A 13,475-nucleotide genomic window follows, 5' to 3' on the forward strand; every position below is an offset into this window, starting at 1 on the left:
ATTATTTTATTAACAGCCTGAGCTCTTCACTCAGGCTATTTTTATCAGTTATTATTTAAGTATAAAGACATATTCTTTTGGTGGTGTAATGTTTAACAAGTGTTGAACAAAGTAATCCCAACGTTTTCTAATAAAATAATTGCTTTTATTGAGTACATGATTTTGGTTTGGATAAATCATTAAATCAAAATCTTTATTAGCTTTCATTAATGCATCGACTAATTGGAGTGTTGCTGCAGGATTAACATTCTCGTCTAGCTCTCCATGAGCCAATAATAACTTTCCTTTCAAACGTTTAATAAGTTCTGGGTTTAAGTTAGTTTGTGCATCATAGCTATTGTTAACTGGATAACTTAGCCAGGTTTCATTCCAACCTGTTTTATCTGTTCGAAAGTCGTGATTGCCAGATGCTGAAATACCTACTTTAAAAAAATCGGCATGGCGAAACATGGCTTGAGCTGTATCGTAACCACCAGCAGAAAAACCATAAATACCAACACGGTTTATATCCATATATCGACGTTTTTTAGCAATTTCTTTAATTGCGAAAACATGGTCATCTACACCCCCGGCAAGGTTTTTATAGCTATATTCGTGGAATTTTCTATCGCGTTTACCCGTACCTCTTCCATCCATTTTGATGACAATAAATCCTAGTTGAGCTAATGCTGATTCTTGGCCATAAAAACTCCAAAAAGATTTAGGCGTAAAAAAGTTGTGAGGTCCAGTGTAGGTGGCATCAATTACCGGATAGCTTTTTGAAGCATCAAAGTCGATAGGTTTATAAATAAGACCATATAGTTTGCTACCATCTTCAACGGAAACTGAAAAAGACTCTGGAGGTTTCCAGCCTGTGTTTTTTAACTTAGAAATATCAGGTGAACCAAGCGTGAGTAATACTTTTCCATCATGTGTACTTTTTAATTGATTTTTAGGGACCTGTTGAGGAGTTGAGCTAGTGTCGATAAAAAACTTAAAGTCAGGTGATAGTTTTGTATTGTGCTCTAATGGTTCTGGCGTCAAAAGTGTTTGGTTTTTACCTGATAAATCGACTTTAAAAAGATGGCGAAAGTAGGGATCTCTATCTTTAAACATGCCTGAAGCTTCAAAATAAAGCTGTCGTTTTTTCTGATCTATTCCATTGATTACTCTTACAAAACAATCGCACTGAGTGATTCTATTTTTTAACTTTCCTGTTGATAATTGGTATAAGTATAATTGTTGAGTGTTGTTACGTTCACTACTCCAGATAACTTCATCGCTGTTTGCTAGTATACGTACTTGTTGAATCCAAGGATTAATAAATTTCTCATTGCGTTCATCAATGACTCGTCTCGCTTTTTCTGTTTCAGGATTGTATTCATATAAGGTAAAGCGTTTGTTGGCACGACCTCGGTCAAAAAAGTAGAAGCGGTTATTATTTGATTCCCACCATCCCCAGATTGGGCCACCGTAATATGTTTGCATTGAAGGAGGTACATCAAGTTTTTTCGCTTTAAGTGTAGTTAATTTCACTTCAATAATATCACCATAGGGGATATATTGATCGCCAGCCAGTGGATAGTAATAACTGTATAACCTTGGTCGAAGGCTTTTTCCTGTTACGGATTGAAGTAAATGGAGTTTGCCAACCTTGCGCCTATCAAGTCGGTGTGTGATGAGTGTTTTTCCATCGGGTGACCAAAATAAACTAACTTCAGGCTTTACTTCATTGGGTTCTTTATTCATAAAGCGCCTAGGATTCATATTATTGAGGGCATACGGGTAGCCTTCTGTACCATCAAAAGTGATCCGAGTTTTTTTCTTTGACTGTGTATTCGTTAAATATAAATCCCACTCAATGATTTCTGCTAACCAGTTTCCATCTGGCGATGGGTAGCCTGACATTGTTGATGCAGGTATTTTTGTTTCGATGCTTTTACATTGATAGTCAGTGAGAGTACATTGAGTTTGCTGGTTACTTAAATGAAATGTGATAGTTGATAGCCCATCATCAATTGAAAACTTTTGTAAATTTAAAGATTGTGCTGAGTATGAGAGTTTGTTAGTTGATAGTGCTTGTGCCAATTTATGATGATCAAATAGGTCATTTACTTGAGCTTTTTCAGGGTTAACCAGGTAGAAATGATAACCTTGCTCTGTTACTTTTTCACTAAACCAAAATAGATTACTTTGTCCTATCCAGTTTGGGGATACATTGAGGTTGTTAACTAATTGAGTGATATTTTGTGGAAGAAATTGTTCTGCGCGTTGATATTTTTTAATGCTTAATGATTGATTTGAAACAGACCTTGAGCTCTGAGGATTAGACTGACAGCTGAGTAAGATAAAACATGTAAATAGCGTAATAATCGATTTCATTACATTCCCGTTAGTAATTAACAACATATCAATACATGGTAGTGTTATTGTATGCAATATTCAAGTGGGCGCTGGTTAATATAAATAGCCAGATGGGTCATTAATTTCTTAGGTATAGTGTAGTACATTAGTGTTTTTAGTATGTAAAAATGAAAGGAGTGTGAAAGTGGTTGATAAAGTTACTTATACAGGATTACCTGATATTGCTGGTCCTTATGTGCATGCTGCTAAGCATGATAATACGCTTTATGTTTCTGGCTTAACTGCTTTTGGAACGGAACAACAAAAAGGGACTCTTAAAAGTCAGTGTGAAGCCATTTTAAATCAAATCAATATTATATTAGAGTCTGAATTGAGAGGGATCCAAGATATTATTAAAGTAACCATGTTTGTTAAAAATATCGAACAATTAGCTGAGTTGCGTGTTGTATTATTTAAATATTACCAAGAACATTTACCTGCCAGTTCTCTTGTGGAAGTTTCAAACTTATTTCATCCGGATTTAGATATTGAAATTGAAGCTATTATTGCTCTGAAGTAACAGAATTATTGAAATATATTAATAACCGTTGTATTTAGCAAGATTCGGGTCGAGTTGATTAAGCTAACTTTCTATAGTGATACTTTAAAGCTGAAATAGAGAGGAAGTGTTCGATGGGGTCATTAACAGGTAAAGTCGCGCTTGTGACAGGAGCTAGCTCTGGAATTGGTTATGCAACCGCGAAGCTGTTTGCGCAAGAAGGGGCAAAGGTTGTTGTTGCCGCGAGAAGAAAGAATCGGTTGGATACACTGGTTGCTGAAATTAACCAGATAGGGGGCGAAGCAATTGCGCTGGCCGGAGATGTGACCGATGAGTCTTATGTTCAGTCTTTGGTTGAATTAGCGGTTAAAGAGTTTAATGGTCTTGATATTGCGTTAAATAATGCAGGTATCTTAGGCCAGTCTAAAGCAACGCCTGAATTAGCCTTGAAAGAATGGCAAGATGCAATGAATGTTAACCTGACTAGCGCATTTTTAGGTGCCAAGTATCAATTACCCGCCATGGAAAGTTCTGGTGGCTCTATTATTTTTACTTCTTCGTTCGTTGGGTATACCATTGGTATGCCTCAAATGGCTGCTTACGCGGCTAGCAAAGCAGGTATTATCGGTTTAACGAAAGCTTTGGCTTCTGAATATGGTTCACAAAATATTCGAGTGAATGCTTTGTTACCTGGTGGTACTGATACTCCAATGGCAAGAGAGTTTGGCGACACACCTGAGGTTAAAGAATTTGTTAAAAGTATTCATGCTTTAAAGCGAATGGCTTCTCCTGAAGAAATTGCAAAATCCGCACTTTATCTTGCGTCAGAGGCATCGAGTTTTACTACGGGTACTGCGATGTTAGTTGATGGTGGTATTTCTATTTGTAAAACTTGATAAATTTGACTTTGAAGTGGTTCACTAACATGATTGAAAATAGCCATATTAACTATCGTCGTATTGCAAAGGCAATTGATTTTATAAAGCGCAATTTTAAAGAGCAGCCTCATCTGAATGAAATTGCTGAATTTGTGGGTGTCAGTCCATTTCATTTTCAGCGGTTATTTTCTGATTGGGCAGGAGTCAGTCCCAAAAAGTTTATTCAATATATTAGCCTTGAGTATGCTAAAACGCTGCTACAAGAGCAAAGAGTTAGCTTGTTAGATGTTGCGCATGAAACAGGGTTATCTGGTACAAGTCGATTACATGATTTATTTATTTCTATTGAAGGGATGACGCCCGGAGAATTTAAAAATGGTGGAAGTAATTTAGTTATTAATTATAGCTTTGCAGAAAGCCCATTTGGAAGAATTATGGTGGCATCAACTATGAAAGGTATTTGTCATATGGCTTTTTTTGAACACAGTGAGCAAGCGTTGCTCGATTTGAAAAAACGTTTCCCTAATGCTAAATATTTCCAGGCTATTGATCAATTACAACAAAATGCTTTACAGATTTTTCAGAAAGATTGGACAGCGCTAACTGAAGTTAAACTTCATTTAAACGGAACGCCTTTCCAACTAAAAGTCTGGGAAAGTTTATTAAAAATACCAATGGGAAATTTGACGACTTATGGATATATTGCTAAAAAAATTAATAAGCCAAAAGCCTCAAGAGCTGTTGGAACGGCTATTGGAAAAAATCCAGTCGCTTTTCTTATACCGTGCCATAGAGTGATTCAGGCGAGTGGGCAGGTTGGTGGTTATATGTGGGGTAGTACTAGGAAAACGGCTATTATAGGTTGGGAGTCTTCTATTCTTGAATAATAAAAATGGACTCATATTAAAATTGGTTTTATTGAGATAAAACCTTCTTATCAAGGCGATAGTTATTCTGTATTGGTTATACTGACAGTAATCGGTAATATGTTTACTTAAACAACATTTATTACAAATATAAACAATAGTTTGTAACGAGCAATTAATCAATTACAACGAGGAAATTTAAATGGCTGAAATAGATATAGGAATAAGCAAAGATAATAGAGAAAAAATAGCTGAAGGATTAAAGCGTCTTTTGGCAGATTCTTATACTTTATACTTACAAACCCATAACTTTCATTGGAATGTGACAGGCTTACAGTTTCGTGAGCTACACTTGATGTTTGAAGAGCATTATACTGAATTAGCTGTTGCTGTTGATGATATTGCTGAGCGCATAAGAACTTTAGATGTAGCTGCGCCAGGCACTTACAAAGAGTTTTCAAAACTAAGCTCTATTGTGGAAGTTGAAGGTGTACCAAGTTCATTAGAAATGGTGGATATATTAACTAAAGGCCATGAGCAAGTTGTGAAAACATCGAGAGAGGTATTGTTGTTGGCGCAAGAGGCTGATGATGAGTCTAGTGCTGCTTTAGTGTCTGATCGTATGCGTATACATGAAAAAACAGCGTGGATGCTAAGAGCGACCAGAAAATAATTTGTAGACTTATTATCATTAAGTGAGCAGTATATTTTTTAGTGTGGAGTTTGGCTTAACTCCACACTAATTATTTATTTTACATTTATTTTATTATGAGTTTATCGATTTTAGATAGTTTATCAAAAAAGGCATCTTCATCAAAACGAGTCTTATAGATCAAGTCATATTTATGATGAAAAAATATGGTTAAGGTGACATTCTCATCTCGTAGGCTGACTGTGTAACCATCAAAATCTGAACTTGCTATAATATCATTTAGAACATATTCAGTATTTTTTTTAGTACCATGTTCAATGATTTTATGAAAAACTTTTAATGCCTGATGAATATTAACTTTATTTTTCATTGCATTGTTTCCTAATATATCAGTATTTTAGAGAACAGATGATCTGATTAAGCTTTTGCTCCAGCGCGAGTAGCAAGTTTTGCTCTAAGGCCTGTGTCATTATAGTTAACATCCCATCCTGTTAGGTTTTGATGAACCAGTTTCACTAAAGCTTCAATGTGTAGCTTATCACTATTTAAGGCTTCTATATATTGATATTTTTCTCCACCGGCTTTAATAAAGTAATCTCGATTTTCTATTCTGATTTCTTCTATGGTTTCTAAACAATCAGATGAAAAGCCTGGACAGACTATTTGAACTGATTTTACTCCTTGTCCCGGTAATGCTTTTAAAGTATGGTCTGTGTATGGTTTTAACCATTCTTCTCGGCCAAATCTCGATTGAAAAGTGGTCAGATAGTCGTTGCTTTTTAAGTTAAGCTTTTGTGCTATTAGGCGAGAGGTTTTATAGCATTCACAATGATATGGATCACCATTTAGTAAATAGCGTTTAGGTATGCCGTGATAGGAAAAAATTAATTTATCTGCTCGACCATTTTGTGACCAGTAGCGCTTTATTTTTTGAGCAACAGCATCAATATAGGGTGAATAATCATGGTAATGGTTAATAAAACGAAATTCAGGTAAAAATCTACGTTTAATAAAATTATCTGCGATAGCATCAAAAGTTGAACCACCAGTTGCACCGGAATACTGAGGATAAAGTGGTAAAACTAATAATTTATTCACACCTTGACTCATCATTTTATTGATGACATCACTAATTGCTGGTTGCCCATAACGCATTGCATATTCTACAACAATATTTTGACCATAATGTTGTTGTAGTTGTGTTCTGATTTTATCTGCTTGATCTTTGCTGTGAAACTGTAAAGGCGATCCTCTTTCTGTCCAAATTTTTTGATATGTACTTGCTGAACGCTTCGGACGAATATTTAAAATGACGAGGTTTAAAACAAACCACCAAATTAGCCGTGGAACCTCTACTACTCTTGGATCAGAAAGAAACTCTTTCAGATAAACTCGTAGTGCTTTTTTCGTTGCTGCTGACGGTGTGCCTAAGTTGGTTAATAGAACACCAATTTTGCTCTGTTGTTTGTGACTAAAGTTAGAGTTCCCAGTGTATTTCATAAGGTAGATAGTTAAATAGGATGATAAGTAAAAAGATAAATACGTCGATAATTTGTGTTCAGATCAGTTTATTGAGTTATTTACAGTTCTATGCAATATTATTAATGTTAAATACTATTAATTGTCCATATGCAACTTTATTTAACCAGATGCTTTTTTGATGTATTGAAAAATGAGATAAGTGTATTCTGATGGTTTAGAGAGCTAGCAACAATACCATTTGCGTTTAAATCATACTGGCGTAATATAATAACAGTCTATTTTGCTTAAAGTTTGCATTTTTATCTAAGACAAGCATCTATATTGATTTTATAAAGGTAACAGTATGAGTTCTAATTTGCGAAAACTAAATGTTGGTTGTGGCCGTAATATTTTAGATGGTTGGTTGAATCTTGATCATATGGCATTGAGTGGTGTTGATATTGTTAGTGATATTGATGATTGTGAGAATACTGCATTACCTTTGCCTGACGGCAGTATTGACGAGTTTTTATTATCACATGTTATTGAACACCTTCACCATCCATTACCATTAATGCAAGAGCTACATAGAGTTGCTAGTGACAATGCTGTTGCTCTTATTAGAACGCCTTATGGTTCGAGTGATGATGCTTTTGAAGATCCAACTCATGTGAGACAATATTTCCATGGTAGTTTTGGATATTTTTCCCAGCCTTTTTATTGGCGAGCAGATTATGGTTATCGAGGTGACTGGCAAGTGGAAATGATTCAATTAGTCGTTCGGGCGGATGAAAACCAAGGGCTTAATCCTGAGCAAATAATGTCGAAAATTAAAACCCATCGAAATCAAGTTGTTGAGATGATTGCACAACTTAAAGCCATTAAACCAATAAGAGAACCACTAGCAGAATTACAACAAGGTCCAAAAATAGAAATTGTTATGTCTGAATAATCACTTGCTTTTAAAAGGGGGAGATAAATATAATTATTTTTATCGCTACTCTATTGAATAATTTTAGAAGCTTAATATTATCTATCAGAAGTATCACGGTTATTATATTTTATTAAGATAATATATTTTTACTCAAATATTAGTTTTAAGAAGACGATAATTTTATGAATATAAAAAAACTGAAACAAGCAGAATCATCTTTTTTTAAACAATACCCTGGTGGTTTCGAACATCCAGAGATGATTAAAATTGGAAAAAAGCACAAAATGGATAAAATGATTGAAATGACTCAATTATGTTTTTCTAAGGCTAAGTGTAGAAATATTCCTACAACTGTTGAAAATATGAGTAAAATAGTGAGCCGCTCTTCAATGGTTTCTATGTTTGAAAAACCAAAGTTTAAAGACTTTATTAAAGAGTTAAAAAATGATGAGCAAGAGTTTTTAGTGGATGCTTTAGTTAATTTTTTACATGGTAAGCAACAGCTTGGATTTGAAGCGATGGTTGATATTTTAAAAACAAGAAAGCTTGCCAAATGGAGTCTATTAACAATTATACCTGCTTACTATTCACCGAATGATGAAATATTTATCAAGCCAACTACAGTCAAAAATATCATTCAGTATTTGGAAATTGAAAACTTGGTTTATAAACCAACTCCAACCTGGGCTTTCTATCAAGAATATCGAAATATTATTAACGAATTGAAAACCAAAGTTGATTCTAGTTTATCATCGTCTAATGCTGCATTTTCTGGTTTCTTGATGATGTCAACTAAGTCTTAGCTAATAAGTCTTAGCCAAAGTTAAGAAAGCATTTTTCAATCAGAAAAAAGGTAAATGCTGTATGAGTATTTACCTTTTTATTCAGCGAAAAACTTTACTTTTGATACTGTATTACTCACTTTAGAATGAGTAGGTGGCTCCAGCAAAGATATAATCTTCTGCCCCTTCGACATCGAGATCATTTTTAGAGTAAGTGGCGAAGAGTTTAGCTCTATTAATTTGATAAGAGTAACTGACGGCAAAGTCATTGTTATCTTCACCATTGTCAGGACTATTTCTACCTACATGAAAATCTAAACTCGATTTTGGTGACAAAGGCATTTCATATCCTAATTCTAAATAATCAACATCTAAATCTTGATCTGAATAATAGGTCATGGTGAAGTTTTTTATACTCGCGCCAATGTTAAACTCTGTGCTTGAATCGGTATCGCCTGAGTAAGTATATTCAGTAAAACCCAAACTAAGGGTTACATCTTTATTGAGGTTAAACGAGTAACCTCCGACTAAATCAATTTCAACACCATCATCGACTCCAACATCATAGTTGGTTCCCCAGACTGAAAACATAAAACCACTACTATGTTCAACAGTGAAATCACCTTGCAAAGCCGGATCTTCTTGGTTTAAATCAAAACCGCGAAAAATATATTGACTAACTAAAGTTGCTGATGCACTGGTTTCAAACTCTTTTGCTTGGGTTGTTAGGCTGGTCGCTGCCAACAATAGGGTAGCAGCTAAAATAGGTTGTTTAAATTTCATTATTGGTTCCTCGTTTGGCCAGGCTATTGATTAGGCCATTTTAAAAGTTGGCCTAGTCTATCGTTTTGGTCAATTTTTTAGTCCTATCGAGTCATTTTTTGAAGGTACTCTCATAATGAAAGTGAATTTTTCTTTAAAAGAGATAGCGCTTCTTAACTGACATTAGTTCTTATTGGCTGAAATGCAACTAAATTTATCAATATTTCTTAAATTGAGATTTATTGAGCCTAAAAAGGAGTATCAAATAGGGTGATACAGATAAAATAAGTTTAAAGCTTTATTTTATAAAAGTGTGCGGGAATTACTCTAGGCATGAACCTTTGATTTTATAGCGATAGTCCTCGAATTGATCTTTCTCAAATTTTACACCGTTAGGGCAATAATCAGTTGTATCTAATTTTGTCTTGAGTTTCTTATGTGCAATTTCTTCCATTCGAAACTTAAGCGAAACTCTAGCATCTTCTGGATTTTCTGGTACTGCTACTCGTTGCTTGGGAGTAGGATTTCTTGTGCCTTGTTCGTCGATAGCCCTTAAATAAGAGTTCTTCTGTGTTACATTCGTTGCTTTTAATTTGAGAATATATGAAAAGTGCTTCTTTTCTTTTTTATCTTTATAAGTAAAAAAACTATCTTCAAATTGTTCTTTAACTCCGCCAGAGCAAGCCCCCAGTAATAGGCTTAAAATTAAATAAAATAATCTATTCTTTTTCATTATTTACCTAGCTTTTATCCAAATGGCAGCTCCGATTCTAACTTGTTATGAACAACGCAGACAGTTTTTTTCTTCGATTGATAATTATAAAAAGAAAAATAGAGTACAAAAAAACAAATTAGATAGTTTGTTTATGATAAAGAAAAAAATCATCTGAATTTAATGTTTTCTTTTAAATACAAAGAGATAGCTGTGTTTTTGATGTCTTTGGACGCGCTGAATATAGCGTAAAAAATAAATTATTTTTGGATTGCTCGTTCCAAAAATTGATCGCTAAAGGTGTAAAAGTAATGGATGTTCTTTTCTTTTGCTTCATAGATGCCTATAATTCTCGCCGAAATACTCTCGGGGTGCCTGAAATTTAAACAATTAAAATTTCTTTGTGCTGAGATAGTGCGTTTTAGTCAACGACAAACCCGTAGAACCTGATTCGACTAACATCGACGTAGGGATGAGTGTTATTCGATAAGCTTGCTATAGCTATCGTAATGCCTCGCTACGCCAACTCTAAATAGTGAGGCAAAGCCAATGTATGATCAAAGTACTCCTAGCTCTTCTGATGAAAGCACCCAAGAAGCGCATCCCATAACCCGAATACCACTGCCTGCTAGCAGCAAAACCTATGTTCCTTCAGCGACTAACCCTGATATACGGGTTCCGATGCGTCGTATAGATTTGACTGATGGAAATAGTGTTACTGTTTACGATACTTCTGGCCCTTATACTGATACCCAAGTAGATATCAATGTTCATAAAGGGTTACCAAGTGTTAGAGCGCGTTGGATAGAAGCTAGAGCTGATACTGAATTATATCAAGGACGTGATATTAAGCCGATGGACAATGGTCATCAAGATATGAGTAAAGCTTTTCAGTTTTATAACCCTTTGTTGCAACGCAAAGCAAGAAGAGCTGTGAGTGGTGGAAATGTATCGCAAATGCATTATGCGCGAAAAGGCATTATTACTGCTGAAATGGAATATATTGCAATTCGTGAAAATCAAGCAAGAGAGGCTTTAGCGAATGAGTTTACAACAGAAGAAAGAACAAAGCGTTTAGCAGGGAATTCATGGGGTGCTAATTTACAACCGATTACTCCTGAGTTTGTGCGCCAAGAAGTTGCAGAAGGTCGTGCAATTATTCCAGCCAATATTAATCATACAGAATTAGAACCAATGATAATAGGGCGTAATTTTTTAGTTAAGATTAACGCTAATATTGGTAATTCTGCGGTTACTTCTAGCATTGAAGAAGAAGTTGAAAAATTAGTTTGGTCAATTCGCTGGGGGGGAGATACCGTTATGGATCTGTCGACTGGAAAACACATTCATGCAACCCGTGATTATATTGTCAGAAATTCACCTGTGCCAATTGGTACTGTGCCTATTTATCAGGCTTTAGAAAAAGTAAATGGTGTTGCGGAAGATTTAACCTGGGAAGTATTTAGAGATACTTTAATTGAGCAAGCTGAGCAAGGCGTCGATTATTTTACGATTCATGCAGGTGTTTTATTACGTTATGTGCCATTAACCGCCAACCGTGTCACAGGAATTGTTTCAAGGGGCGGCTCGATTATGGCTAAGTGGTGTATTGCTCATCATAAAGAAAACTTTTTATATACACATTTTGAAGAAATTTGTGAAATTATGAAAGCCTATGATGTGAGCTTTTCGTTAGGTGATGGTTTGCGGCCTGGCTCTTTAGCTGATGCCAACGATGAAGCACAATTTGGCGAATTAGAAACTTTAGGTGAGCTGACTAAAATTGCTTGGAAGCACGATGTACAAGTCATGATTGAAGGCCCTGGCCATGTGCCAATGCATATGATTAAAGAAAATATGGATAAGCAGCTTGAGCACTGTAGTGAGGCGCCTTTTTATACATTAGGCCCTCTAACGACAGATATTGCTCCGGGATATGATCATTTTACTAGTGGTATTGGAGCGGCAATGATTGGCTGGTTTGGGTGTGCCATGCTTTGTTATGTTACGCCTAAAGAACACTTAGGTTTGCCTAATAGGGATGATGTTAAAGAAGGTATTATTACTTATAAAATTGCTGCACATGCGGCTGATATTGCAAAAGGGCATCCAGGAGCACGTTATCGTGATGATATGTTATCGAAAGCTCGATTTGAGTTCAGGTGGGAAGACCAATTTAATTTAGGGTTAGATCCCGATAGGGCTCGTGAGTTTCACGATGAAACGTTACCGAAAGATTCTGCCAAGGTTGCTCATTTTTGTTCTATGTGTGGCCCTAAATTTTGCTCAATGAAAATCAGTCAAGAAGTCCGAGACTATGCTGAAAAAGGAATGCAGGACAAATCGGCTGAGTTTAAAGCCGGTGGCGGACAAATTTATGTTAAGCAGAAATAGTTCGTTGTAAGACGGAGTTTATTTTTGTTAGATAAGCCTTTAAAAATAGGAATTGCTGGTGCTGGTATTATGGGGCGGATACTAGCTTTTCAACTGATGAAGACAGGGCATCAAGTTACTTTATTTGATCGTGATCCTATTGAAAATGGTACAGCGGCTGCTTATACCGCCGCTGGAATGTTAGCACCTTATGCCGAAATTGAGTCTGCCGAATTACCTATTTATCATTTAGGGATGCAGTCATTACAACTTTGGCCTGCTTTATTAAAACAGTTGAATACAGATGTTGGTTTTTATCAATCTGGTAGTTTAGTGGTTGCTCATGGTAGTGACCGAAGTGATTTGAATCGTTTTAATCAACAGCTGCAATTTAAGCTAGAACAAGAGCAACTCAAGTCTGTGCGAGGAACGCCTCGTTTTGTTGGTCAGGATGAATTGTTTCGGTTGGAACCTGAATTAATAGAAAAGTTTTCTCAAGCAACTTATTTACCTGATGAAGCTTGGTTATGTACTCGTTGTGTGATGAGAGCATTAGCTGACAATTTATTGGAGGAAAGAGTGAGCTGGCATGCACACACAGTCGTTGAAAGTGTAGAGCCATATAAAATAGTGGCCAATAAACAGATTTATCAATTTGATTGGGTTATTGATTGCCGAGGTTTGGGTGCTAAGTCTGATATTCATGAATTGAGAGGGGTAAGAGGAGAGTTGATAGTATTGCAAGCTCCAGAAGTTAAGTTGAATCATTTGATTCGTTTAATGCACCCACGTTATCGTTTATATGTTGTGCCAAAGATGAAGGATGATATTTATTTAATTGGTGCAACTCAAATTGAAAGCTGTGATTTTGGAGAAATTACGGTGCGTTCGACACTCGAGTTACTTTCGGCTGCTTATAGTTTGCATTCCGGGTTTGCTGAGGCTCGTGTGTTAGAATGCAAAACAAATTGTCGACCGGCGTTACCAAATAATTTACCAAGAGTTGAGCATCAGTCGGGACTAATAAGAGTTAATGGATTATTTAGACATGGTTTTTTATTAGCACCCGCTATTGCAGAAGAAGTGCTTCACTGGATAAACAGTAATAATAAATATCAGTCATCTTTTGAAAATTTATTTTGTCAGGCATCTTAAAGAGTAATAAAAGGTAGTT

The 13,475-nt window shown here is 35.7% G+C and carries 13 protein-coding genes and 1 riboswitch; of the genes, 8 read left to right on the forward strand and 5 right to left on the reverse strand.

Annotated features, from left to right (window positions below; all coding sequences use genetic code 11):
• Positions 1-51: 51 nt before the first annotated feature.
• Positions 52-2,361: a DPP IV N-terminal domain-containing protein gene (locus ACT5E3_RS04010; protein WP_444997022.1), complete on the reverse strand. Its 2,310-nt coding sequence runs from the start codon at positions 2,359-2,361 to the stop codon at positions 52-54.
• Positions 2,362-2,527: 166 nt separating this feature from the next.
• Between ACT5E3_RS04010 and ACT5E3_RS04015 the strand changes: the two genes are divergently transcribed.
• The 4 genes from ACT5E3_RS04015 (at position 2,528) to ACT5E3_RS04030 (ending at position 5,298) form a co-directional block, all read left to right on the forward strand.
• Positions 2,528-2,902 carry a RidA family protein gene (locus ACT5E3_RS04015; RefSeq protein ID WP_444997023.1) on the forward strand — a complete coding sequence of 125 codons (375 nt, stop codon included), beginning with the start codon at positions 2,528-2,530 and terminating at the stop codon, positions 2,900-2,902.
• Between the two features lie 113 nt (positions 2,903-3,015).
• Positions 3,016-3,777 (forward strand): SDR family oxidoreductase, encoded by a 762-nt coding sequence (locus ACT5E3_RS04020; protein WP_444997024.1) that lies wholly within the window; start codon positions 3,016-3,018, stop codon positions 3,775-3,777.
• Positions 3,778-3,806: 29 nt separating this feature from the next.
• Entirely contained in the window at positions 3,807-4,646 is an 840-nt protein-coding gene (locus ACT5E3_RS04025) for a methylated-DNA--[protein]-cysteine S-methyltransferase (protein WP_444997025.1), read from the forward strand.
• A gap of 181 nt (positions 4,647-4,827) precedes the next feature.
• Complete coding sequence (locus tag ACT5E3_RS04030) at positions 4,828-5,298, forward strand: Dps family protein (protein ID WP_444997026.1); 471 nt, start codon at positions 4,828-4,830, stop codon at positions 5,296-5,298.
• An 85-nt stretch (positions 5,299-5,383) separates the two neighbouring features.
• Here the strand turns inward: ACT5E3_RS04030 and ACT5E3_RS04035 are convergent, their stop codons facing one another.
• The gene (locus ACT5E3_RS04035; RefSeq protein WP_444997027.1) at positions 5,384-5,647 is read right to left on the reverse strand and encodes a DUF3081 family protein; all 264 of its coding nucleotides are present in this window, start codon (positions 5,645-5,647) and stop codon (positions 5,384-5,386) included.
• A 47-nt stretch (positions 5,648-5,694) separates the two neighbouring features.
• Positions 5,695-6,777, reverse strand: coding sequence for a ferrochelatase (gene hemH, locus ACT5E3_RS04040; RefSeq protein WP_444997028.1), 1,083 nt, complete (start codon positions 6,775-6,777; stop codon positions 5,695-5,697).
• 325 nt (positions 6,778-7,102) lie between these two features.
• On the opposite strand from hemH, the gene ACT5E3_RS04045 reads away from it, so the two are divergent.
• Positions 7,103-7,690, forward strand: coding sequence for a class I SAM-dependent methyltransferase (locus tag ACT5E3_RS04045; protein ID WP_444997029.1), 588 nt, complete (start codon positions 7,103-7,105; stop codon positions 7,688-7,690).
• A 164-nt stretch (positions 7,691-7,854) separates the two neighbouring features.
• Complete coding sequence (locus ACT5E3_RS04050; protein ID WP_444997030.1) at positions 7,855-8,475, forward strand: hypothetical protein; 621 nt, start codon at positions 7,855-7,857, stop codon at positions 8,473-8,475.
• A 120-nt stretch (positions 8,476-8,595) separates the two neighbouring features.
• Here ACT5E3_RS04050 and ACT5E3_RS04055 read toward each other — a convergent pair whose 3' ends face one another.
• Together ACT5E3_RS04055 and ACT5E3_RS04060 are read right to left on the reverse strand one after the other, a co-directional pair.
• Positions 8,596-9,237 (reverse strand): TorF family putative porin, encoded by a 642-nt coding sequence (locus ACT5E3_RS04055; RefSeq protein WP_444997031.1) that lies wholly within the window; start codon positions 9,235-9,237, stop codon positions 8,596-8,598.
• A 301-nt stretch (positions 9,238-9,538) separates the two neighbouring features.
• On the reverse strand, positions 9,539-9,949 hold the full coding sequence (locus ACT5E3_RS04060) for a hypothetical protein (protein WP_444997032.1): 411 nt from the start codon (positions 9,947-9,949) through the stop codon (positions 9,539-9,541).
• Between the two features lie 336 nt (positions 9,950-10,285).
• Positions 10,286-10,418, forward strand: a riboswitch (TPP riboswitch).
• Between the two features lie 59 nt (positions 10,419-10,477).
• Here ACT5E3_RS04060 and thiC point away from each other — a divergent pair.
• Entirely contained in the window at positions 10,478-12,322 is a 1,845-nt protein-coding gene (gene thiC / locus ACT5E3_RS04065; RefSeq protein ID WP_444997033.1) for a phosphomethylpyrimidine synthase ThiC, read from the forward strand.
• Positions 12,323-12,346: 24 nt separating this feature from the next.
• The gene (gene thiO / locus ACT5E3_RS04070) at positions 12,347-13,456 is read left to right on the forward strand and encodes a glycine oxidase ThiO (RefSeq protein WP_444997034.1); all 1,110 of its coding nucleotides are present in this window, start codon (positions 12,347-12,349) and stop codon (positions 13,454-13,456) included.
• Positions 13,457-13,475 lie beyond the last annotated feature (19 nt).

Source organism: Aliikangiella litoralis, assembly GCF_052495765.1.